At 60.1% G+C, this 19,824-nt stretch carries 24 protein-coding genes and 3 pseudogenes; 20 read left to right on the top strand and 7 right to left on the bottom strand.

Translation table 11 applies throughout. From position 1 onward, the window contains the following. Positions 1–181: 181 nt before the first annotated feature. The 4 genes and pseudogenes from acnA to GKE73_RS00875 form a co-directional block, all read right to left on the bottom strand. Positions 182–1,618, bottom strand: a complete 1,437-nt coding sequence (acnA, locus tag GKE73_RS22005) for an aconitate hydratase AcnA (RefSeq protein ID WP_280954667.1) — start codon at positions 1,616–1,618, stop codon at positions 182–184. 49 nt (positions 1,619–1,667) lie between these two features. Continuing rightward, positions 1,668–2,882, bottom strand: a complete 1,215-nt coding sequence (locus GKE73_RS22000) for an aconitase family protein (RefSeq protein WP_280954666.1) — start codon at positions 2,880–2,882, stop codon at positions 1,668–1,670. A 78-nt stretch (positions 2,883–2,960) separates the two neighbouring features. Then, a pseudogene (locus GKE73_RS00880) lies at positions 2,961–3,545 on the bottom strand (LysR substrate-binding domain-containing protein). Next, the gene (locus GKE73_RS00875) at positions 3,488–3,868 is read right to left on the bottom strand and encodes a LysR family transcriptional regulator (RefSeq protein ID WP_230368717.1); all 381 of its coding nucleotides are present in this window, start codon (positions 3,866–3,868) and stop codon (positions 3,488–3,490) included. Before GKE73_RS00875 ends, GKE73_RS00880 begins: the two are co-directional and overlap by 58 nt. A gap of 181 nt (positions 3,869–4,049) precedes the next feature. Here GKE73_RS00875 and acnB point away from each other — a divergent pair. Next, a pseudogene (gene acnB, locus GKE73_RS00870) lies at positions 4,050–6,644 on the top strand (bifunctional aconitate hydratase 2/2-methylisocitrate dehydratase). 147 nt (positions 6,645–6,791) lie between these two features. Here the strand turns inward: acnB and GKE73_RS00865 are convergent. Together GKE73_RS00865 and GKE73_RS00860 are read right to left on the bottom strand one after the other, a co-directional pair. Next, complete coding sequence (locus tag GKE73_RS00865; RefSeq protein ID WP_230368716.1) at positions 6,792–6,953, bottom strand: hypothetical protein; 162 nt, start codon at positions 6,951–6,953, stop codon at positions 6,792–6,794. Further along, positions 6,908–7,807, bottom strand: coding sequence for an alpha/beta hydrolase (locus tag GKE73_RS00860; RefSeq protein ID WP_230368715.1), 900 nt, complete (start codon positions 7,805–7,807; stop codon positions 6,908–6,910). The genes GKE73_RS00865 and GKE73_RS00860 overlap by 46 nt, the downstream gene beginning before the upstream one ends. A 279-nt stretch (positions 7,808–8,086) precedes the next feature. On the opposite strand from GKE73_RS00860, the gene GKE73_RS00855 reads away from it, so the two are divergent. From GKE73_RS00855 to GKE73_RS00840, 4 genes and pseudogenes are all read left to right on the top strand, one after another. Further along, positions 8,087–8,368: a hypothetical protein gene (locus tag GKE73_RS00855; protein WP_230368714.1), complete on the top strand. Its 282-nt coding sequence runs from the start codon at positions 8,087–8,089 to the stop codon at positions 8,366–8,368. A gap of 31 nt (positions 8,369–8,399) precedes the next feature. After that, a complete protein-coding gene (locus tag GKE73_RS00850; RefSeq protein WP_230368713.1) occupies positions 8,400–8,963 on the top strand; it encodes a hypothetical protein in 564 nt (187 codons plus the stop codon). A gap of 104 nt (positions 8,964–9,067) precedes the next feature. Next, positions 9,068–9,568, top strand: a complete 501-nt coding sequence (locus tag GKE73_RS00845) for a hypothetical protein (RefSeq protein WP_230368712.1) — start codon at positions 9,068–9,070, stop codon at positions 9,566–9,568. Positions 9,569–9,962: 394 nt separating this feature from the next. Next, positions 9,963–11,384: pseudogene (locus GKE73_RS00840) on the top strand (DNA translocase FtsK); the annotation flags it as partial. 58 nt (positions 11,385–11,442) lie between these two features. Here GKE73_RS00840 and GKE73_RS00835 read toward each other — a convergent pair. Next, positions 11,443–11,586, bottom strand: coding sequence for a hypothetical protein (locus GKE73_RS00835; RefSeq protein WP_230368711.1), 144 nt, complete (start codon positions 11,584–11,586; stop codon positions 11,443–11,445). Between the two features lie 302 nt (positions 11,587–11,888). On the opposite strand from GKE73_RS00835, the gene GKE73_RS00830 reads away from it, so the two are divergent. From GKE73_RS00830 to GKE73_RS00770, 15 genes are all read left to right on the top strand, one after another. After that, a complete protein-coding gene (locus tag GKE73_RS00830) occupies positions 11,889–12,221 on the top strand; it encodes a hypothetical protein (RefSeq protein WP_230368710.1) in 333 nt (110 codons plus the stop codon). Next, entirely contained in the window at positions 12,221–13,318 is a 1,098-nt protein-coding gene (locus tag GKE73_RS00825; RefSeq protein ID WP_230368709.1) for an aldehyde dehydrogenase family protein, read from the top strand. Before GKE73_RS00830 ends, GKE73_RS00825 begins: the two co-directional genes overlap by 1 nt. A gap of 1 nt (position 13,319) precedes the next feature. Continuing rightward, on the top strand, positions 13,320–13,448 hold the full coding sequence (locus GKE73_RS21995) for a hypothetical protein (protein WP_280954665.1): 129 nt from the start codon (positions 13,320–13,322) through the stop codon (positions 13,446–13,448). Positions 13,449–13,457: 9 nt separating this feature from the next. Beyond that, the gene (locus tag GKE73_RS00820; RefSeq protein WP_230368708.1) at positions 13,458–13,838 is read left to right on the top strand and encodes a hypothetical protein; all 381 of its coding nucleotides are present in this window, start codon (positions 13,458–13,460) and stop codon (positions 13,836–13,838) included. Beyond that, the gene (locus tag GKE73_RS00815; RefSeq protein ID WP_230368707.1) at positions 13,835–15,448 is read left to right on the top strand and encodes a GMC family oxidoreductase; all 1,614 of its coding nucleotides are present in this window, start codon (positions 13,835–13,837) and stop codon (positions 15,446–15,448) included. The genes GKE73_RS00820 and GKE73_RS00815 overlap by 4 nt, the downstream gene beginning before the upstream one ends. A 113-nt stretch (positions 15,449–15,561) precedes the next feature. Further along, positions 15,562–16,485: a TolC family protein gene (locus GKE73_RS00810; RefSeq protein WP_230368706.1), complete on the top strand. Its 924-nt coding sequence runs from the start codon at positions 15,562–15,564 to the stop codon at positions 16,483–16,485. Between the two features lie 96 nt (positions 16,486–16,581). Next, positions 16,582–16,890: a TolC family protein gene (locus tag GKE73_RS00805; protein WP_230368705.1), complete on the top strand. Its 309-nt coding sequence runs from the start codon at positions 16,582–16,584 to the stop codon at positions 16,888–16,890. Between the two features lie 13 nt (positions 16,891–16,903). Beyond that, entirely contained in the window at positions 16,904–17,137 is a 234-nt protein-coding gene (locus GKE73_RS00800; protein WP_230368704.1) for a hypothetical protein, read from the top strand. Next, positions 17,044–17,448 (top strand): efflux RND transporter periplasmic adaptor subunit, encoded by a 405-nt coding sequence (locus tag GKE73_RS00795; RefSeq protein ID WP_230368703.1) that lies wholly within the window; start codon positions 17,044–17,046, stop codon positions 17,446–17,448. The genes GKE73_RS00800 and GKE73_RS00795 overlap by 94 nt, the downstream gene beginning before the upstream one ends. Positions 17,449–17,452: 4 nt before the next feature. Continuing rightward, a complete protein-coding gene (locus GKE73_RS00790; RefSeq protein ID WP_230368702.1) occupies positions 17,453–17,632 on the top strand; it encodes an HlyD family efflux transporter periplasmic adaptor subunit in 180 nt (59 codons plus the stop codon). Further along, entirely contained in the window at positions 17,629–17,820 is a 192-nt protein-coding gene (locus GKE73_RS00785) for a hypothetical protein (RefSeq protein ID WP_230368701.1), read from the top strand. The genes GKE73_RS00790 and GKE73_RS00785 overlap by 4 nt, the downstream gene beginning before the upstream one ends. A 4-nt stretch (positions 17,821–17,824) precedes the next feature. Continuing rightward, on the top strand, positions 17,825–18,838 hold the full coding sequence (locus tag GKE73_RS00780) for an ABC transporter ATP-binding protein (protein WP_230368700.1): 1,014 nt from the start codon (positions 17,825–17,827) through the stop codon (positions 18,836–18,838). A 35-nt stretch (positions 18,839–18,873) separates the two neighbouring features. Next, positions 18,874–19,116: an ATP-binding cassette domain-containing protein gene (locus GKE73_RS21990; protein ID WP_312854326.1), complete on the top strand. Its 243-nt coding sequence runs from the start codon at positions 18,874–18,876 to the stop codon at positions 19,114–19,116. 2 nt (positions 19,117–19,118) lie between these two features. Further along, positions 19,119–19,442, top strand: a complete 324-nt coding sequence (locus tag GKE73_RS21985; RefSeq protein ID WP_312854530.1) for an ATP-binding cassette domain-containing protein — start codon at positions 19,119–19,121, stop codon at positions 19,440–19,442. Positions 19,443–19,450: 8 nt separating this feature from the next. After that, complete coding sequence (locus GKE73_RS00770) at positions 19,451–19,756, top strand: hypothetical protein (protein WP_230368699.1); 306 nt, start codon at positions 19,451–19,453, stop codon at positions 19,754–19,756. The last annotated feature ends 68 nt before the right edge of the window (positions 19,757–19,824 follow it).

The following is a 19,824-nucleotide window of genomic DNA, read 5'->3' as shown; positions in this document are numbered from 1 at the left end:
TTCCCGGTCAATGGTGTTGTTCCGTTAATTAATGCAGCACGTGTCAGTGAATCATTCTACACAAACCCCAATGGCATGGTGTCTTTGCTGGGTAGGATGGAGAAAACTTGTGGCCGTCGGCGCAAAAAACCGCCAAGCCCGGGTTAATCAGGCTTGGCGATGGGGTGGTGTCTGGCGGTGACTACTGTGCCAGCAGCTGGCGCAAGACAAACGGCAAGATGCCGCCGTGCCGGTAGTAATCCACCTCGATGGCGGTGTCGATGCGCGAGAGCACAGGTACGTCACGCTGTGAGCCATCGGCATGGGTAATGCGCAAGGTGAAATCTTGCTGCGGCTCCAATTCACCCTCCACGCCCAGAATGTCGAACGTTTCCTGCCCGCTGATGCCCAGTGTTTCCCAGCTATCGTTACCCTTGAACTGCAGCGGCAATACACCCATGCCAACCAGATTGGAGCGGTGAATGCGTTCAAAACTGCGGGCGATGACGGCCTTGATGCCCAATAGCTGGGTGCCCTTGGCGGCCCAGTCACGACTCGATCCGGTGCCGTATTCCTCACCGGCGAAAACAATGGTGGGGATGCCGCGTTGCTGGTAGGTACTGGCGGCTTCAAAAATCGTGGTTTGTTGACCATCCAGCAGGGTATAGCCACCTTCGATACGGCTGCCATCGGCTTTGACCGGCAACATCAGGTTCTTGATGCGTACATTGGCAAACGTGCCGCGGATCATCACGTCGTGATTGCCGCGTCGGCTGCCGTAGCTGTTGAAGTCCTGTTTGCCCACCCCTTCGGCCAACAGGTATTGCCCCGCCGGAGTGGTGTCTTTAAACGACCCGGCTGGCGAGATGTGGTCGGTGGTGACGGAATCGCCTAATAGCAGGATGGCTTTGGCCTGATGGATATCGTGCACGGCCGCAGGTTGCATGCGGAAGCCGTCAAAGAACGGCGGTCGGGCGATGTAACTGCTTTTCGGCCAACTATAAACCTGCCCGCTTGGTGCGGTGATGGCGTTCCATAAATCGTGATCGCGGGTGAAGTCGGCATATAGGCGCCGGAACGTATCCGGGTCCATGGCATAACGCATCAGCTGGCTGATTTCATCGGAGCTTGGCCAGATGTCGCGCAGGTACACGGCTTGCCCGTCTGGCGTGGTGCCCAGCGGTTCAGTGGTCAGATCGATATTGACGCTGCCAGCCAGCGCAAAGGCGACCACCAGCGGTGGCGAAGCCAGAAAATTGGCGCGCAGGTTGGGGTGGATGCGCGCTTCGAAGTTGCGGTTGCCCGATAGTACGGCGGCGCACACCAGATCATGTTGCGTGATGGTCTCGTTGAACTCGGGCCTCAGGTCGCCAGCGTTGCCGATGCAGGTGGTGCAGCCATAGGCCGCCACGTTAAAACCCAGCTGTGACAAGGCGTCCAATAACCCGGTCTTGCTCAGGTATTCGGTGACCACGCGCGACCCCGGCGCCAGACTGGTCTTGATGCGCGGGTGAACGTGCAGGCCTTTTTCGACGGCCTTCTTGGCGAGCAGGCCAGCCGCCAGCAAAACGCCCGGATTGGACGTATTGGTGCAGCTGGTGATGGCAGCGATCAGTACGTCGCCATGCCCCGGGTCCATGTTGTCAATGCCGGTGGTGTAGCGGATGTATTGTTGTTCCGCCGGTTTGTTAAAGCCGCCTTCGGCTGTATAGCTGTGAAAACAGGTGTGTAAACGTGGCGCGCATGGCGGACAAGGCGATGCGGTCCTGTGGCCGTTTGGGCCCGGCCGGGCTGGGTACGATGCTGGACAGGTCCAGCGTCAGCGTCTTGCTGTACTGAATCTCGCCAGCTTGGGGGACGCCAAACAGCCCCTGTGCCTTGAAATAGGCTTCAAACAGCGCTACCTCGTCATCGCTGCGGCCGGTTTTCTTCAGGTAATCGACGGTTTTGTCGTCGACAGGGAAGAAGCCCATGGTCGCTCCATACTCTGGCGCCATGTTGCCGATGGTGGCGCGATCCGTCACTGTCAGGCTGGCGGTGCCTTCGCCGAAAAATTCGACAAACTTGCCGACAACTTTTTCCTTGCGCAGCATTTCCGTGATGGTCAGCACCAGATCGGTCGCGGTAATGCCTTCGGCCAACTTGCCGGTCAGTTCCACGCCCACCACGTCCGGCGTCAGGAAATAAACGGGTTGCCCCAGCATGGCCGCTTCGGCCTCGATGCCGCCGACGCCCCAGCCCACCACGCCGACTCCGTTGATCATGGTGGTGTGGCTATCGGTACCAACCAGCGTATCCGGAAATACCGTGTTGTCACGCAGTTGTACCCCACGGAACAGGTATTCCAGATTCACCTGATGCACGATGCCAATGCCGGGAGGTACTACCTTGAAGGTGTCAAAGGCCTGCATGCCCCATTTCATGAAGCGATAGCGTTCGCTGTTGCGCTGAAACTCCAGTTCCATGTTCAGCCGGAGCGCATCCGGGCTGCCGTAGTGATCGATCATTGCCGAGTGATCGACCACCAGATCTACCGGAACCAACGGCTCGATGGTCTTGGGGTTTTGCCCCATGTCTGCGGCCACGTTGCGCATGGCTGCCAGATCGGCCAGCAAGGGCACGCCGGTAAAATCCTGCAACACCACACGCGCCACCACAAACGGGATTTCTTCGCTACGCGGCGCGGTGGCGTGCCAGTTGGCGAGCTGGCGCACATGTTCGGCCGTGATTTTCTGCCCATCGCAGTGACGTAGCACCGATTCCAGCACAATGCGCAGCGATACCGGCAGGCGTGACACCGGCCCTATGCCGCTATCCTCCAGCGCTTTCAGGCTGAAGTATTCCAGTTGCTGGCCATCCGGGTGGGTGAGGTGGCGGCGGGTGTGAGCAAAGCTGTGTGTCATGACGGACTCCTTGGGCGAGACAGGTGGGCCAGCGGTGGCGCCGCTTACGACGAGGTGCTAGCAATGACGACGTACAGGTTACAAACTGGTATCGGGTGGCTTGGGTGTGTTTTCCGCTCCTTGTTCCAGCCAGTGACAGAAGGCGCTGACGGTTGGGTCATCCATGGCCGCGCGCGAAGCCACCCAGCAGTAGCCGCGCACTGGTACCACCGGCTGTTTCAGCGGGGCAACCAGTCGGCCCGCGTCGATTTCCCCTTGCGCCATTGGCAGCGGTCCAAGCACTACGCCCAAGCCATTGACCGCGGCGTGCAGGGCCAGCGAGAAGCGGTCGAAGTGCAGGGCGCTGGCGGGTTTTAGTTCAGGCGCGCCAGCCAGCGTCAGCCAGCGCTGCCAGGCTGTCGGTTTGGTGTCCGCGTAGAGCAGGGTGTGTCGTGCCAGATCGGCCGGGGTGGTCAGGGGTAGTCTGGCCAGCAAATCGGGGTGGCACAGCGGGAGTTCCCACTCATCCAGAAACGGTTTGGCGATATGCCCCGGCCAGTCGCCGGGGCCGCGGCGGATGGCGATGTCAAAGGGGGCATCCAGTTAGCTGATGTCACGGTCGGACGTCACCAGATGCAGCTCGACATCAGGAAACAGCTCGCGAAACTGAGCCAGCCTTGGCATGAGCCAATAGCTGGCAAAGGTCGGGGTAGAGTTGATGGTGGTAAGCGCTGGCGGTCCGGTTGCAGGATTTGTGAGGTGGCGTTGGCAATCAGGTCCAGCCCATCCTGCACCTGTACCAGATAGCGCCAGCCGGTATCGGTGAGCTTGACCCGGCCGCCGGTGCGCTCAAACAGTTTTACCGCCAACCATTCTTCCAGTTGTTTGATCTGCTTGCTCACAGCGCCGTGGGTAACATACAGTTCGTTGGCGGCGGCTGAAAAGCTTTCCAGTCGGGCCGCAGACTCGAAAATGCGCAGAGCATTGAGGGGAGGGTATGTGTTCATCGTGTGATTTTAACTCACAATCTATGTTGCGATTACTCGTTTGTATCCTCATCATAGACGGCGTAACCTCTCCTACCTATCAAAACTGGGTAGAACATTCTTTCGGGACGGTTGCCGCTGACGTTGCTACAGCGTCGCGGCAGACTCATTGCAAACAATCTAAGCAAAAAGGTCCACAGCCATGCTCGAAGCCTACCGTCAGCATGTTGCCGAGCGCGCCGCGCTGGGCATCCCGCCCCTTCCCCTTTCCGCCAAGCAGACCGAAGAACTGGTCGAGCTGCTGAAAAATCCGCCTAAAGGCGAGGAAGATGTACTGGTTGATCTGATCACCCACCGTGTTCCGCCGGGTGTGGATGACGCCGCCAAGGTCAAGGCCTCGTTCCCGGCTGCCGTTGCTGAAGGCGACGTCGCTTCTCCGCTGATTTCCCGCGAAAAAGCTACCGAACTGCTGGGCACCATGCTGGGTGGCTACAACGTCAAGCCGCTGATCGACCTGTTGGGCGATGACAAGGTTGGCGAAATCGCTGCCGCTGGCCTGAAAAAGACCCTGCTGGTATTTGATTTCTTCCACGACGTAAAAGTTCTGGCCGACGGTGGCAATGCCAACGCCAAGGCTGTGCTGCAAAGCTGGGCCGATGCCGAATGGTTCACCAGCCGTCCGGAAGTGGAAAAGAAAATCACCATCACCGTATTCAAGGTGCCGGGTGAAACCAACACCGACGATCTGTCGCTTACCCGGATGCCTGGTCCCGCCCGGATATCCCGCTGCACTATCTGGCCATGCTGAAAAACACCCGTCCGGGTGCAGCGTTTGTACCGGAAGAAGATGGCAAGCGTGGTCCGATCCAGTTTATCGATGATCTGAAGAAAAAAGGTAACCTGGTTGCTTACGTCGGCGACGTGGTAGGTACCGGTTCTTCCCGTAAGTCCGCCACCAACAGCGTGGTATGGGCTACCGGTCAGGATATTCCGTTTGTACCGAACAAGCGCTTCGGCGGTATCTGCACGGGCGGCAAGATCGCTCCGATCTTCTTCAACACGCAAGAAGACTCCGGCGCGTTGCCGATCGAAGTGGATGTAACCAAGCTGGAAATGGGCGATGTAGTTGACATCTACCCGTACGACGGCAAGATCGTCAAGAACGGCGAAACCGTTGCAACCTTCGCACTGAAATCCGACGTGCTGCTGGACGAAGTCCGCGCTGGCGGTCGTATCAACCTGATCATCGGTCGTGGCCTGACCACCAAGGCTCGCGAAGCACTGGGTCTGGCTCCGTCCACCGTATTCCGTCTGCCGAAAGACCCGGTTGACTCCGGCAAGGGCTTCTCGCTGGCACAGAAGATGGTTGGCCGCGCCTGTGGTCTGCCGGAAGGCCAAGGCGTACGCCCGGGTACCTACTGCGAACCGAAGATGACCACCGTCGGCTCGCAAGATACCACTGGCCCGATGACCCGCGACGAGTTGAAAGACCTGGCTTGCTTGGGCTTCTCCGCTGATCTGGTGATGCAATCCTTCTGTCACACCGCCGCTTATCCGAAGCCGGTGGACGTGAAGATGCACAAAGAACTGTAACGCCTTCATCTCCACTCGTGGTGGCGTTGCCCTGCGTCCGGGTGATGGTGTGATCCACTCTTGGTTGAACCGTCTGCTGTTGCCGGATACCGTGGGTACCGGTGGTGACTCGCACACCCGTTTCCCGATCGGTATTTCCTTCCCGGCTGGTTCCGGTCTGGTTGCCTTTGCGGCGGCCACTGGTGTTATGCCGCTGGATATGCCGGAATCGGTACTGGTCCGCTTCAAGGGCGAACTGCAACCGGGCGTAACGCTGCGTGATCTGGTTAACGCCATTCCGCTGTACGCTATCAAGCAAGGCCTGCTGACTGTGGCTAAAGCCGGTAAGAAGAACATCTTCTCTGGCCGTATTCTGGAAATCGAAGGCCTGCCGAACCTGAAGGTTGAGCAAGCATTCGAACTGACTGACGCTTCTGCCGAGCGTTCTGCTGCCGGTTGTGCCGTACAGCTGAACAAAGAGCCGATCGTTGAGTACATGAAGTCCAACATCACCCTGATGAAGTGGATGATTGCAGAGGGCTATCAGGATGCACGCACTCTGGAACGCCGCATCAAGTCGATGGAAGACTGGATTGCCAACGGCGAGCTGCTGAAACGCGATGCCGATGCCGAATACGCCGCCGTGATCGAAATTGATCTGGCTGACGTCAAGGAACCGATCGTTGCTTGCCCGAACGACCCGGATGATGTGAAGTTCATGTCCGAAGTTGCTTAAGCACCAAGATCGACGAAGTGTTCATCGGTTCTTGCATGACCAACATCGGTCACTTCCGCGCAGCCGGTAAGCTGCTGGAAGGCAAACAGGATATCCCGGTAAAACTGTGGATGGCTCCGCCGACCAAGATGGATGCCAAGCAGCTGAGCGAAGAAGGCTACTACGGTATTCTGGGCCGTGCCGGTGCGCGTATGGAAATGCCGGGCTGCTCGCTGTGTATGGGTAACCAGGGCACAAGTACGTGAAGGGGCGACCGTAATGTCCACCTCTACCCGTAACTTCCCGAACCGTCTGGGTAAGAACACCTTTGTTTATCTGGGCTCTGCTGAACTGGCCGCTATTTGCTCGAAACTGGGCAAGATCCCGACGGTTGAGGAATACCAGGCCAACATCGGTATCATCAATCAGCAAGGTGCTGAAGTTTATCGTTATATGAACTTCAACCAGAATCCGCAGTACACCGAAGTGGCTGACAAGGTGACTGTGTAATTCATGGGTACGCCTGTGTAACATGCCGGGCGATGGAAGTGTCTTACTTCCATTGCTGGCATGAATAAAAATACCCCGCGCAAGCGGGGTATTTTTTTGCGCCTGATGCTGGCAGTTTTAGCGCGAGATTAGGACTTTCGACTAGGTTTAGGGCTGCAAGGCCAGATGTTGCCGGATATCTTTACCGAGCGATGCCATGAAACGCTCAACCTGCTCGGTGTAAGGGCCTGGTTCGCCCAGTTGGGAATTCACCTCGCCATGTTTCAGGTTGACTTCCAGTACTTCGCTATGGCGACCATGACGGCGCAAGGCGGCACTGTAAGCATGGGCTTGTGGGCAGGAATCCTTGCGTTGAGTGGAGCAGACGCCAAGCCAAGGTAGTGGCGCTTGACCAAGGCGTTGCAGCGGCGAGGTTTTTTGCCAGAACTCGGGGTCTTGACCGAAGGCATCGTCGTAGAACAACGGATGCTGTGCCTGCATGGTGGCCGGGACATCAAGTGCGGCGCTATCCAGCGAAATGCTGCCAAGCCGGGCTGGGCGCCGTATGTGCGTGCCATGGCCGGATCAGCACTCAGCAGCGATACCAGATGTGCGCCAGCGGAATGGCCCATGACAATGATTTGGGATGGATCTCCATGCCAGTCTGCCGCGTGCTTTTGTACATAAGCGATGGCTCTGGCGACATCGCTAGCCCGGGTCAATACGTCGGCCTGATCCGGTAGCATGCGGTAGTTGGCCGAAACAAAGATGAACCCTTTGGGTAGCCAGTGGGCCAGTTTGTTGTTGACGACATTGGCCGCGTCCATATCGCCAACGCACCACGCGCCGCCATGTACCATGATGATGATGGGCGCGGCGGTTTTAGTGTGCTCGGGCAGGTAAAGCTCCAGCTTCTGTGCCGGGTGTGAGCCATACGAAGCGGTTTGGCTGGGTGTGCTGCTGCTCTGTCCATTACGGTTTTTGCCTTGCGACAAGCGAGCCAATTTTTCACAACTCAGGTGGTTGATAAAGCGCCCGTAACCGTCATTTGATGAGGCGTTTTGGCGGGCGGCCAGCCGTTCGCGCAGGAGCGAGCGTAGCGGTGTGTCGGCAAGAGCCGGGGCGCAGGTGGCATTTAGCCATGACAGCAGGCCAATACTGAGCAGCAGTTTCGATATTTTCATCATGATCCTATCGGCAAGCGTTAACGCTGGGGCAAGGGTACGGCTGATGGTCTGGGTGATTCGGCATGGGTTGCTGAAGTATAGCGTTTGTCACAATTGTTTGGCATAACGCCGCCGCATGGCTTGTTGATGATGTTGTGTGCAGCATGGCCAGCGTATTGCAGACAAAGGCGGTACAATTCCTGTCCCTGTTGCCGTGTTGTTGGCAGGGGAGGCGGGCCATGGCAGTGAGTTGCCGTGACCTTGGCGACTAATCTTGGCTACTCTGGATTTTCGACTGTGTGGTTTGTTCTAGTTTTATTGCTGGTAGTCGTTGCGGCGGCTGGTGGATGGTGGGTATACGCAGGGCGACCTGACCCAGCGCAGTTACGCGAGCGGCTGCAACAACAGCTGAGCCAGTTTGACGGGCAACAATGGCTTAACCGCCTGACCGGCTGGGTGCGCTTGCCGCCACGCTTGCAAACCTTTCCGCTCGGTGCTGACTTGCTCAAACGGCTGGATCGTTTGCTGGGTACCGATGAATCCGAGCCGATAGAACCCATGCTTAGCCACCTTCCGTGAGCGGCGGCGTGATCCGGTCAAACCCAACATCGTGGCCGAAACCAGCCCAGAGACGCCAGCGGTGGCCACGTTGGCAGAGCCCGAGGCGAGTGCCATGAGCGCCGCGCCAGCAGCTATCGAGCGCCCTGCGGTCGTCGAGCCTAAGCCTGCGAGCGTGCCACCGGTAGACAAACCGGTAACGCTGTCGCGACCTCGTACCGAAACCGGGCCAACCAAGGCAGATGCCGCTGTACCAGTGGCTTCAGTAAGCAAACCGATTGTGCCGCTACCAGTGGTTGAGTTGCCCACCGCGCCGCGTGATGCCTTGCCGCCTCAGCGCCCAAGCCAGACTAAGGCTACGGCAAGAGAAACGATTACCCTGCCGACCGCGCCGAGCCCTGTTACGGTTCCGCCTGCGCCACCACCGGAAATTGTGCAGTTACCCAAACATTACCGCCTGAAAAAGACGATTCCGGCATCGACGCCATTGCCTAAGGATTTGCCGGTTATCGGCAGGGAAGAATTGCAAGCCAATTTGCAATCCAGCCCGCTATTACGCCGGGCGCAACGGAAGCTTGATTGCCCGGCCGAAAAAAGCACCACTGCCCGTGATTGATCCGGAAGAAGTGCGCGCTCAGATCCAGGGCTCTGCACGGTGCGCCGCCACCGGTGCCGGGTGTGGCGGCGCCAGTTAAACCCGTATCACCGTTAAAGTAAGCGTTGACTCCGAACGTGGCCAAGCCGGTAGTGAATCGTATTCAGCCGGAGATAGCGATACCGGAGATTGTTCGGCATGAAAAACCGGTGAGCAAACCGGCAGTGTTGAGCGGCTGGATTAATCCGCCGGTTGTCGCGCCCAAGCCATCGCCAGAGCAAGCGGCGGCGGTGCCGGAGCCTGAGGTGGTGGTACCAGTCGTGATGCCATCTGCACAGGCATCTTGCGCCATTCAGCCGTCTGCGGTTGTGCCGTCAATTTCTCCCCTTGGCGAAAGCCGGACGTCGGTGGAGCCGGAGGTGGCCGCGCCGGTAGCCGAGCCAACCATCCCTGCTGATAACGTACCGCTCTCGCGGTCGGAGATTTCGACGCCGCCGACGGCAGCGACTACGACGACAACCCTGCTGGAAACCTCGCCGCGCACGCCCGGCATTGGCCGGTTAGCTCACCGGAGCCGCAGGCGGTGCCAGAGGCCGAGTCGTTGCCAACAGCCGAACCGGTGGTGAAGCTAGCTGTGCCGCCGGAGGTTGCGACTGTTGATTCGATTGAGGTTGAGGCAGATAACCCACCGACAGTGCTGGTGCCACATGTCGCTCCGGTAGCACCGGCGGATACGCCATCTGCCACGGCGATTGCGCCGTGGGTGCTGTTGGAGGACGCGCCGCATCCTTCTGCCGACTCAAAGGCAGCTCCATCAGGGCTGGTTTGGCAGGTATTGGATGAACCGCTGGCGGCCACAACACCGGTTGCCCCTGTCGAGCCGTCGATGTTGCCGTCAGTAGCGGTGGTTGCGCCCCAAGTGGCGCCGACAGCCAAAAGCTTACTGTGGCTTTTGACGACAGCTGTCTGCCACCGCTGACGTTGTTGCGTCCGGCAGAAGAGGCGAGCGTGGTGTACTCGGAAGACGAGCTACTGGAGCGGGGGATTGTCATCGAGGAGAAGTTGGCCGAATTCAAGGTCAAGGTCAGTGTCGTGGACGCCTACGCCTAGCCGGTGATTACCCGTTACGAGGTGGGTAAGCGAGTGGGCGTGCGTGGTAATCAGGTGGTTAACCTGATGAAAGACTTGTCGCGCGCCTTGGGGCTGGCGGCGATTCGGGTGGTGGAAACCATTCCCGGCAAGACGTGCATGGGGCTGGAGTTGCCCAACGACAAGCGGCAGATGATTCGTCTGTCGGAGATTTTGTCGGCGGAAGAGTTTCAGGCGTCCCATTCGAAATTGACCATCGTGTTGGGCAAGGACATTACCGGTGAGCCGGTGGTGACCGATCTGGCCAAGGCGCCTCACTTGCTGGTTGCGGGGACGACCGGTTCCGGTAAATCCGTTGGCGTGAACGCGATGATTCTGTCGTTGCTCTATAAGGCGACGCCGGATGAGGTGCGTTTCATCATGATCGACCCCAAGATGCTGGAATTGTCGGTTTACAACGACATTCCGCACCTGCTGGCGCCGGTGGTGACCGACATGAAGCTGGCGGCCAACGCGCTTAACTGGTGTGTGGGCGAGATGGAGCGCCGCTATCGTCTGATGAGCGCGCTGGGTGTCCGCAATCTGGCCGGTTACAACGACAAGGTGCGTGAGGCCGAACAGTCGGGACGCAAACTTACCAACCCGTTCAGCCTGACACCGGAAACGCCGGAACCACTGGCGCCGCTGCCGTTTATCGTGGTGGTGGTGGATGAATTTGCCGACCTGATGATGGTGGCGGGCAAGAAGATCGAAGAATTGATCGCCCGTTTGGCACAGAAGGCGCGGGCGGCCGGGATTCACCTGATTCTGGCAACGCAGCGCCCGTCGGTGGATGTGATTACCGGCCTGATCAAAGCCAATATTCCGACGCGTATTGCGTTTCAGGTATCCAGCAAGGTGGATAGCCGCACGATTCTGGACCAGATGGGGGCAGAAACGCTGTTGGGTCAGGGCGATATGCTGTTTTTGCCGCCGGGGACCGGTTATCCGCAACGCGTGCATGGGGCATTTGTCACCGATGACGAGGTGCACGCGGTAGTGGAACACCTCAAGCAGTTTGGTGAACCGGACTACGTAGAAGGCTTGCTGACCGGGGAAAGCGAGGCGGAGGAAGAATCCGCTGCGGCTACGGCCAAGGCGCTGGCGGCGTCGGAAACCGATCCGCTCTATGACGAGGCGGTGGAGATTGTGCTGCGTACCCGCAAGGCGTCTATTTCCTCGGTACAGCGCCATTTGCGCATCGGCTATAACCGGGCGGCGCGTCTGATTGAAGAGATGGAGGCGGCAGGGCTGGTGAGTTCGATGGAGAACAATGGCAACCGCACCGTACTGGTGCCACAGCGCGATTACTAAGCCGGGGCGAAGCAAGCAAAACGCGGTACAACAGATAATGTTGTACCGCGTTTTTTATTTAGCGGCGTGGCGGGCGGCGGGTGGTGTCGTCATGCCGGATACGAATCGGGATCAGTTCCGGTCGCTTTTGTACTGGTGCCAGCAGCAGCCCGATCACCACGGCGAAAGCCACCATCAGGAGTAAAAATAAAAAAGGTGCCATTGTGCTTTCCTCCGTGTGCGGGCCCCGGGCGGGCCTTGATATTTTCATTGTGGTGACAGCTGGCGGATAGCTCAAGGGGAAAAACAGGGTTTTTTTGTGTGAAACGTCATGGTGCTGTCATTAAGTTGGCCGAAGGCCGCATCCGCTGGGGCATGGCCTCCGATTCGACGTGCAGTGTGTGCGAAGTACCACGCTCAGATGTGTGGCCGGTGACAACGCGTTAAATAGGGTGTTAGTCTGTTTAGAGTTCAAGCTTCAAACATACGTTTTTAAAAAATCCCACCGCACAAGGATGACCCCGTATGAGCCTTCCTTCCTCGTTGTCGCCTGAAGAGCAGGATCTGCAGGCCACTTATGCACGCTTGCGCGCGAGCTGGCAGCAGGAGCGCGTCCCGACCCTGTCGCAGCGCCGTGACTGGTTGAACCAGCTGGAGCGGTTGTTGCTGGACAACAAAAGCGCGATTGTCGAAGCCGTCAGCCGTGATTTTGGCCATCGCAGCGAGGTGGAAACACAGTTGGCGGAACTGTTTCCGGCCTTGCAGGGTATTCGCCATGCCCGCCACCATCTTAAGGCTGGATGCGGCCCCAGCGGCGCCGGGTATCGCTGTGGTTTCAACCGGCGCGTGCCCGTGTGATGCCGCAGCCGCTGGGTGTGGTAGGTATTGTGGTGCCGTGGAATTACCCGATTTTCGTGGCCATCGGCCCGCTGGTGGCGGCGCTGGCGGCGGGTAACCGGGTGATGATCAAAATGTCGGAGTACACCCCGGCCACCGGGGCGCTGCTGGCTACCTTGCTGGAACGCTATCTCGGGCCCGAACGGGTGGCGGTGGTCAATGGCGAAGCCGCGCTGGCACAGGCATTTACCCGCTTGCCGTTTGATCACCTGCTGTTTACCGGCTCGACGGCGGTCGGGCGGCAGGTCATGCACGCGGCAGCAGAGAACCTGACACCGGTGACGCTGGAGCTGGGCGGCAAGTCCCCGGCAATTGTGACTCCGGGCGCGGATATTAGCCGGGCGGCGGCATCCATCGTGGCGGGCAAGCTGCTCAATGCCGGGCAAACCTGTGTCGCGCCGGATTATGTGCTGGTAGCGGAAAACCAAATTGATGCCTTGACGCAGGCGCTGCGGGCGGCTGCCAGCAGGGCCTATCCCACGTTGGCCGAAAACCCGGATTACACCGCCATTATCAATGCGCGTCATCGGGGCCGCTTGCAAGCCTGGCTGCAGGAAGCGGTGGCGGCTGGCGCGACGGCAATCGAGATCAATCCGGTGCAAGAAAACCTTGCTGCCACGGGCAAGATGGCGCTGACGCTGGTGCTGGGTTGCCCGGATAGTGCCACGCTGCTGCAAGAGGAAATCTTTGGGCCGATTCTGCCGCTGGTGACCTACCGTGAGTTTGACGACGCGCTCGCCTATGTCAACGCCCGCCCGCGGCCATTGGCGCTGTATCTGTTTGACACCCAACCTGCACGTATCCGCCGGACGTTGGCCGAAACCATTTCCGGCGGCGTGGCCATCAACGACACCTTGTTGCAGGTGGCACAGGATGACTTGCCGTTTGGCGGTGTCGGGCCGTCCGGCATGGGGCATTACCATGCTTACGAAGGCTTTTTGACTTTCTCCAAACTCAAGCCTGTGTTCGAGCAAAGCCGCTTGAGCGGGGTGTGGTTGACCCGGCCACCTTATGGCGCGCGCGTGGTATGGATGCTCAAGTGGATGTTGGGGCGCTGACATGCTGACCCGCCGTCAATTGTTTAAAACCGGTCTGGTGGGTGGCGTGGCAGTACTGGCTGCTGGTTGGCGGCTCCTGCCGCCGATCCTGCGTCATCGGCTGTATCACCGTCTGGCTGGCGATTCCTGACACCGCTGGATGCGGTCATCGTCCGGGCGCTGGCGCCGGTACTGCTGGGACAGCCGGATGTGCCGCGTGATGAGGTGGTGCGTGGTGTCGATCAGGCGGTTGCCAAGCCTGCCGCCTGCCGTGCAGCGCGAGGTTCGCCTGTTGTTTGATCTGCTGGCCAATCGCTGGGCGCGCCGTTATCTGCTGGGCGTGGCGGTGCCGTGGTCGCAAGCGGGTGTGGCCGAGCTGTCAGCGTTCTTGCGCAGTTGGCAAATCAGCCGCTTGCAGTGGCAGCGCACGGGCTATCAGGCGTTACATGCGCTGATTGCCGCCGCCTGGTTTGGTAATCCGGCCAGTTGGCCAGCCTTGGGCTACACCCGGCCTGCATACGTTCTGGAGCGCTTGCCATGACTGCACGTGTAACGATTCCTGACCCGGTGGCAGACGGGCTGGCCAGCGGCTGGCGCGTGACTGATGGCAGCCGGGTTGGGCAAGACCTGATATTGAGCGCCGATGTGGTGATTGTCGGCACTGGCGCCGGTGGCGGCATGGTGGCGGAGCAGCTGGCGCAGGCGGGGTTATCGGTGCTGATGCTGGAAGAGGGCGGATTGCACTCGTCCCGCGATTTTCGTTTGCTGGAATCGCAGGCCTATCCACAGCTGTATCAGGAATCGGCCAGCCGCAAAACCGCCGACAAGGCCATTACCATTTTGCAGGGGCGCACGGTGGGTGGCAGCACCACGGTGAACTGGACCAGCTCGTTCCGCACGCCACCCGAAACGCTGGCGTGGTGGCGGTCCCGTCATGGTTTGAACGAACTGACCGAAGCGGCCATGGCACCGTGGTTTGAACAGGCCGAGGCGCGGTTGGGTATTGCTGACTGGGGCATGGTGCCTAATGCCAATAACACGGTGCTGGAACGCGGCTGTCAGACGCTGGGCCTGAAGTTTGGCCGAATTCGCCGCAATGTGCGCGGCTGCTGGAATCTGGGCTACTGCGGCATGGGCTGTCCGATCAATGCCAAGCAGTCAATGCTGGTGACTACCATCCCCGGCGCTTTGCAGCATGGCGCGCAGCTGGTGACGCGGGCGCGGGTGGAACGCCTGCGGCTGCATGCCAATCGTCAGCAGGTGGAGGGGGTGCAATGCAGCCTGCTCGCTGCCGATGGCATCACCCCCACTGGCCATACCCTGCAAGTACGGGCGCGCCATGTGGTGCTCAGCGCCGGTGCCATTGGCACCCCGGCCATTTTGTTGCGCAGCGAGCTGGATGACCCCTATCAACAGCTAGGTCGCCGGACCTTTTTGCATCCGGTGGCGTTGTCCGGTGCCGTCATGGCCGAGCCGATCGAGGCGTTCAATGGAGCGCCGCAAACCGTTTATTCCGATCATTTCATGCATACCCAGCCGCTGGATGGGCCGCTGGGGTACAAGCTGGAAGTGCCACCGGTGCACCCTGTATTGCTGGGCACCACGCTCAGCGGCTTCGGCGCCGAGTTTGCCCGTTTGGCCTCGTCGATGCCGCATTTGAACGTGATGCTGGCGTTGCAGCGCGATGGTTTTCATGCGGATAGCCCCGGCGGGCAGGTGCGCCTGCGGTCGGATGGCTCGCCGGAACTGGACTATCCGCTCACCGATGCGCTCTGGGACGGCATCCGCCGCAGTTGGCTGACCATGGCGGAGGTGCAGTTTGCTGCCGGAGCGCGTCAGGTGTTGACCATTCATGAACAGGCGCGGCCGATGAGCCGTTGGCGCGAGGCACAACAACATATCGCGCAATTACCACTGGAACCGTTGCTGGCGCGCGTGGTCAGCGCTCATGTGATGGGCGGCGCGGCAATGAGCGCCACACCACAGCAGGGCGTGGTCAATGCTTTCGGCCAACATTGGCAATTGGCTAACCTGACGGTGATCGATGGCTCGGTGTTCCCCACCAGCATTGGTGCCAACCCGCAGCTGTCGGTGTATGCCTTTGCCTTGCGTGCGGCGGCGCAGTTGTTGCAGACATGGCGCAAGGCCTGATCATGGGTGAAATAATTTCGATGAAAGGGCCGGACGACGGGATAGCCGCAGCCATGGCGAAGTTTCTGAGTTAAAATAACCGTGATATTAATAAATTTCGGTTTATTACGCTAATGGCATACCCCGTTATCAACCGTTGTCTTGTGCCGTTGCTGTTGGGGCTGGTGCTGCTGCCCGCCTCGGCAGAAACGCTGGAACAAGCCTGGTCGCAAGCACTGGGCAGCAGCCGCACGCTGAAAGCGGAAGCACGCAAGGTGGACGCCGCCAGCGAGCAGCGCCACGCGGCGCAAGCGGCGGCTGGCCCGGTGGTCAGCCTGCAAGGCAACTGGCTCAAACTGGAACGCGAGCCGAAGGCACGCATGGACCTCAGCCCGCTCACCTCCGGTTTGCCGCTGCCGCTACGTGGCCTGTTGCCCGGCAGCATGGAGGCGTCGCTGTCGGATGATCAGGTAACGTTGGCCGAAGCGCGCATCAGCCTGCCGGTGTATACCAGTGGCCGACTGACGCATCTGCATGATGCTGCTCAGGCCGCGGAACAGGCCGCGCAATATGGCGAAGAGCGGACGCGACAAGATGTCAAACTGGATGTGGCCGAGGCCTATTTCAACGTGCTGCGCGCGCGCGATGCCGAACAGGTGGCGCGGGAGCTGCTGACCAGCCTGTCGGCCTATCGGCGCGATGTTGGCAATTTCTATCAGAAAGGTTTGGTCGCGCGCGGTGATGTGCTGGGCGCTGATGTAGCGGTGGCCGATGCGCGGCAGAAGCTGATTGCCGCCGGTCAGGCCGCGAGCGTGGCGCGGGCGGCTTACAACCGCCTGCTGGGCTTAGCCGTTTGGTCAGCCGGTGAGCCTCGCCGAGGTGAATTACCCGCGCGAACGGCGCAGCCTGCCGCAACTTACCGGGTTGGCCGAAAACCAGCGGCCGGAACTGGCGGCGCTGGCCGCTTGGTCCAGTTCGCTGGAGGCCAAGGCCAAAAGCGTGAAGGCGGAAGCCGGGCCGCAAGTGGGCGTGTTTGCCTCGTACACCTATCTGGATAATCGCTATCTGGTCAACAAGGGCTTGGGCGCCGCCGGTGTGGGCGTGACCGGACGCCGTTTGACAGCGGGCTGACTCGCGCCAAGGCGGGCAGTGTGGTGGCGGAGGCGGAAGCGGTCAAAGAACAGCGTGAAGACGCGCGCACGCTGGTGCAACTGGACGTGCAGCGTGCTGTCAGTCTGGAAGTGGATGCTGCCGAGCGCCTGCAGGTGGCACAAACCGCTCTGGCTTCGGCCAACGAATACCTGACCATCCAGCGTGACCGCTATCGTAACGGCCTGGCGAACCAGACCGAGGTTCTGGCGGCCGAAACCCGCCGCGCAGACAGTCAGCGCAATCTGTATACCGCCCGCTACGACCATGCCTTGGCCGTGGTGCGACTCAAACGCGCCACCGGCGAACTCTGAAACGGAAATCCTGATGCAAAAGACACGTTTGATTCTGGGGCTGGTGGTGCTGGCCGTCGTTGGCGGCATCGGTTACGGCATGTGGCAGTCACGCGATCGCGGTTTGCCGGAAGGGCTGATTCAGGCCAATGGCTTAGGCTGGAAGGCGACCGCATGCTGGTGGCGACCAAGTATCCCGGCCGTCTGGCGGAAGTGCGCGTGCATGAAGGCGATGCCGTCAAACCGGGCGAAGTGGTGGCGCGTTTAACTTCCGATGAAATCGCCGCCAAGCTGGAAGCCGCACGGGCAGCGGTGTCAGCCGCACGCGCCCAGCGTGAACGGGCCGCCGCGGCCGGGGCACAGGCCAACAAGGACGCCGCGCGTTACAGCGACTTGCTGGCGCGTGGCTCGGTCGATCGCTATCACACTGAACAGATGCAACTGGCCGCAGTGAGCGCCCGCACCCAGCTGGAGCAATCGGAGCAGCAAATCCGTCAGGCGCAGGCGATGGAACGGGAAGCCGGATCGGTGCTGAAAGAACTCAACCTGCTGGCGCCAGCCGCATGGTGTTGTGGTTAGCCGCTTGCGCGAGCCCGGTGAAGTGCTGGCCGCCGGTGGCGCCGTGCTGGACATCGTTGACCTCAACAAGCTCTACCTCAAGGTGTACGTGCCGGAAAACCAGATCGGCAAGGTCCGGCTGGGCTTGCTTAAGCACGGCTGTATACCGATGCGTTTCCCAATCAGCCGGTTGACGCCACGGTGACCAATATTGCCAGTCGCGCCGAATTTACCCCGAAAGAGGTACAGACGCCGGACGAGCGCGTCAAGCTGGTGTACGCCGTCAAGCTGTCGCTCAAGAGCAACCCGGGCTTCAAGCTGACGCCGGGCTTGCCAGCCGATGCCGTCATCCGCTGGAAAGACGGTGTCGAATGGCAACGTCCGCGCTGGTAACGCCATGGCAGAACAGGTCATTTCCGCCACCGGATTTGTCAAACGCTACGCGCGCCATGATGCGGTGCGCGGCCTCAATGTCGCGGTGCGGCGCGGCGAACTGTATGGCCTGATTGGGCCGGATGGCGCGGGTAAATCCAGCTTCATGAAAGCCGTGGTAAGCGTGTTGTCGTTTGATCAGGGCGAACTGACGGTTTTCGGCCAACCTATCGACAGCGAACGCTCTGCCGAAGCGGTGAAAGGCCGTATCGGCCTGATGCCACAAGGCTTGGGGCAAAACCTGTACGGCGATTTGTCCATCGAGGAAAACGTTGATTTCTTCGCCCGCCTGCGCCTGGTGCCCAAGGCGGAAGCTGAGGCACGCAAGGAGAAATTGCTGGCCATCACCCGGCTGGCGGCTTTTCGCCACCGGCCGATGAAGCAGCTCTCCGGTGGCATGAAGCAAAAGCTCGGACTGGTGTGCACGCTGATCCATGCGCCGGATCTGATCATTCTGGATGAGCCGACTACCGGTGTAGATCCGGTATCGCGCCGCGATTTCTGGGCCATTCTGTCCGAGCTTATTGCCGAGCAGGGGCTGACCGCGCTGGTGTCCACCGCCTATATGGACGAAGCCAGCCGCTTTACCCGCATGAGCCTGTTGCATGACGGGCGCCTGCTGGCCGAGGGAACACCGGCTGAGATTCTGCAACGCGTGCCGGGTAGCATCGTGCAGTGTCAGGCGACACCGCAGCTGGATGCCATCCAGCGCTTGTCTGCCCATTTCCCGCAGTGCGAGGCGATGGGGCCGAATATCCGGCTGTTTGCCCAAGGGTTGGCCGAAAACGAGGCCCGCGCGCGTCTGACGGAACTGTTGCAAGGGCTGGTGGTGCAACGGCTGGATGTGCTGACGCCAGAACTGGAAGACGTGTTCGTGGCACTAATGGCGCAGCAGGGCGCAGAAGAACGTACCACCTTGCTGCCGCCTCGGCACCACTGGCTGACGGCAACGAGCCCGCCATCGAGGCGCGCGGTCTGACCAAGCGGTTTGGTGATTTCGTTGCCGTCGGGGATGTGAGTTTTACTGTGCAACCGGGCGAAATTTTTGGCCTGCTCGGTGCCAATGGCGCGGGCAAAACCACGGCCATCAAGATGCTGACCGGCATTTTGCCACCCAGCGGTGGCGAGGGGCGGGTGGCCGGGGCGGACATGAAATACGCGGGCGCGCTGATCAAGTCGCGCATCGGTTACATGTCGCAGGCGTTTTCGCTCTACCTTGACCTGACCGTGGTGGAAAACATCCGCCTGTATGCTTAAGCATCTATGGTCTTGACCGCAAGGCGCGTGCCGAGCGGCTGGCGTGGATCATCGGCATGGCCGGGCTGGAAGGGCACGAAAACGATCTGGCGGCCACTTTGCCCATGGGCCTGCGCCAGCGTCTGGCGCTTGGTTGCGCTCTGGTGCACAAACCGCGGGTGCTGTTTCTGGATGAACCAACCTCCGGGGTCGACCCGCTCGGCCGCCGTGCCTTCTGGGACATTCTGTTTAACCTGTCGCGCGTGGATGGCGTCGCCATGCTGGTGACGACCCATTACATGAGCGAAGCCGAACATTGCGACCATCTGGCGCTGATGTTTGCTTAAACCGCGTGGTGGCCGATGCTTCCCCCGCGCGCATGAAACAGGACGTGGTGGCCGAAGCCGGTAATCTGTACGAAGTTACCGCCGCCAATGCGGCGGCGCTGGTCAAACCGTTGCAGCAGGCTGGCTTTGCCAGTGTTTCGCCGTATGGCAGCACTTTGCATGTGCTCACCCGTGAGCCGCAAAGGTTGGCCGAAACCTTGCAGTCGCTTGGCGTTGAGGCTCAGGTACAGGAGCGGCCGATGGCGATGGAGGATGTGTTTGTGCATCGGGTAACCCAGCTGGAAGCGGCCAAGGCCGGGAAGGGCGCGGCATGAATCTGCAACGTATTGCCGCCATTGCCTACAAGGAATGGCGCGAAATCATCCGCGACCGGCTGTTTTTC

Source organism: Paludibacterium denitrificans (assembly GCF_009707705.1).
Classification (GTDB): Bacteria; Pseudomonadota; Gammaproteobacteria; order Burkholderiales; family Chromobacteriaceae; genus Paludibacterium_A; species Paludibacterium_A denitrificans.
The sequence above is the reverse complement of the archived record's forward strand: the minus strand, read 5'-3'. Positions and strand labels throughout refer to the sequence as shown.

Bases quoted from the DNA above. Each gene is read 5' to 3' on its own strand.
- GKE73_RS00780 (WP_230368700.1), top strand. From the start codon at position 17,825: ATGGCAGAACAGGTCATTTCCGCCACCGGATTTGTCAAACGCTACGCG.
- GKE73_RS00810 (WP_230368706.1), top strand. From the start codon at position 15,562: ATGGCATACCCCGTTATCAACCGTTGTCTTGTGCCGTTGCTGTTGGGG.
- GKE73_RS00815 (WP_230368707.1), top strand. From the start codon at position 13,835: ATGACTGCACGTGTAACGATTCCTGACCCGGTGGCAGACGGGCTGGCC.
- acnA (WP_280954667.1), bottom strand. From the start codon at position 1,618: ATGGACCCGGGGCATGGCGACGTACTGATCGCTGCCATCACCAGCTGC.
- GKE73_RS00835 (WP_230368711.1), bottom strand. From the start codon at position 11,586: ATGGCACCTTTTTTATTTTTACTCCTGATGGTGGCTTTCGCCGTGGTG.
- GKE73_RS00825 (WP_230368709.1), top strand. From the start codon at position 12,221: ATGCCGCAGCCGCTGGGTGTGGTAGGTATTGTGGTGCCGTGGAATTAC.
- GKE73_RS00795 (WP_230368703.1), top strand. From the start codon at position 17,044: ATGCTGGTGGCGACCAAGTATCCCGGCCGTCTGGCGGAAGTGCGCGTG.
- GKE73_RS00875 (WP_230368717.1), bottom strand. From the start codon at position 3,868: ATGAACACATACCCTCCCCTCAATGCTCTGCGCATTTTCGAGTCTGCG.
- GKE73_RS00830 (WP_230368710.1), top strand. From the start codon at position 11,889: ATGAGCCTTCCTTCCTCGTTGTCGCCTGAAGAGCAGGATCTGCAGGCC.
- GKE73_RS21995 (WP_280954665.1), top strand. From the start codon at position 13,320: ATGCTGACCCGCCGTCAATTGTTTAAAACCGGTCTGGTGGGTGGCGTG.
- GKE73_RS00800 (WP_230368704.1), top strand. From the start codon at position 16,904: ATGCAAAAGACACGTTTGATTCTGGGGCTGGTGGTGCTGGCCGTCGTT.
- GKE73_RS00860 (WP_230368715.1), bottom strand. From the start codon at position 7,807: ATGAAAATATCGAAACTGCTGCTCAGTATTGGCCTGCTGTCATGGCTA.
- GKE73_RS22000 (WP_280954666.1), bottom strand. From the start codon at position 2,882: ATGACACACAGCTTTGCTCACACCCGCCGCCACCTCACCCACCCGGAT.
- GKE73_RS00820 (WP_230368708.1), top strand. From the start codon at position 13,458: ATGCGGTCATCGTCCGGGCGCTGGCGCCGGTACTGCTGGGACAGCCGG.